The following is a 1,215-nucleotide window of genomic DNA, read 5'->3' on the forward strand; positions in this document are numbered from 1 at the left end:
CCTCAAATGCTTAAACAAAACATTTAAAGAACACGGTTAAAGATAACCGTCAATTTCCCTTGGTAATTAGCGATTACGACAGAATCGCGTGGTAATTAAAGTACGACAAAATCGCTTGGTGTTAACAATTGATAAATGAATAAGTCTTAACTTGATCTGCCAGATTTGATTTATAGAGTTGAATTAAATCTGACAGTGAATAGCCAATTTGTGCCAATAAAGGCCTCTGGCAAACTCATTTTGACTGGCAACTAACAAAACTAAACGGACGCTGACAGCTACTTCTAAGGAGCTAGTATTCACCTTCAACTCTGATTTAAATAGCTAGGCTGATTACAGTTCATAACACTGCTGTTTAAGCCAACGAGCTAATTTCATAATATCAGGTTGCCTAGCTCGTGTTTCCTTATAGACAAAATAGAAGTTATCTCCGGTAATAAGCTCGTGCATAGGTATGCGCACAAGACTTTGCTGGCGATCCTGATCATTCATCATGTAATTATTAATGAGGGTAATTCCCAAATTATATCGAGCCGCTTCAGCGGCAAGTAAGACATGACTAAATTGATTAATTTTGACGTCTTTAGGTAATTCAAATTTACCACTCATACACCAACGTAACCAGTCGTCACCAAGACTTTCGTTTGTACCTGAGTATTGTACTGATAATAACGGGTGTTGCCATAATGAATCAGGTAGAGGCTTATTTCTTAACTGCTGCCAAAGCTTTTTTCCACACACTGGATAAAGTTTTTCAGTAAACATGAATTGATTGACAAAGTTACGTTCCGGTGGATTAATTGTAATAAAACAATCCGCAAATTGGTCATTATAATCCGGTTGATCCCCGACCATATTTAAAGTTATTTCTATTTCTGGGTGCTGATTTCTAAAACCTTCTAACTTCGGTATCAACCAGTTCACCGCCACAGAGCTATATAAAGCTAAACGAAGATTGCCTGATTCCCCGTGACGTATCATTTGACTGGCATTTGATAGATTTCCTAATGAGTTAGTCACTTCTTCAAAGTAACGTTCCCCGACCTTAGTCAAGGAAAAAGAACGCCCCTGTCGGTTAAACAGAGTTTCACCCAAATAGTCTTCGAGTAATCGAACTTGGTGACTAACCGCACTTTGAGTCACATTGAGGTGCTCAGCAGCTTTGGAAAAGCTATTAAGTCGCGCAACAGCTTCAAAGCATTGCAGGGCACGTAA

Annotated in this window: 1 protein-coding gene; it reads right to left on the reverse strand. The window is 38.8% G+C overall.

Annotated features, from left to right (window positions below; all coding sequences use genetic code 11):
- Nucleotides 1-333 precede the first annotated feature (333 nt).
- Nucleotides 334-1,215, reverse strand: an 882-nt coding sequence (locus L1272_RS23040) for a LysR substrate-binding domain-containing protein (protein WP_235374374.1), incomplete at its 5' end; no start/stop codon positions are given.

The sequence above is a fragment of the Pseudoalteromonas sp. PAST1 genome, from assembly GCF_021532515.1.
Lineage (GTDB): Bacteria > Pseudomonadota > Gammaproteobacteria > Enterobacterales > Alteromonadaceae > Pseudoalteromonas > Pseudoalteromonas simplex.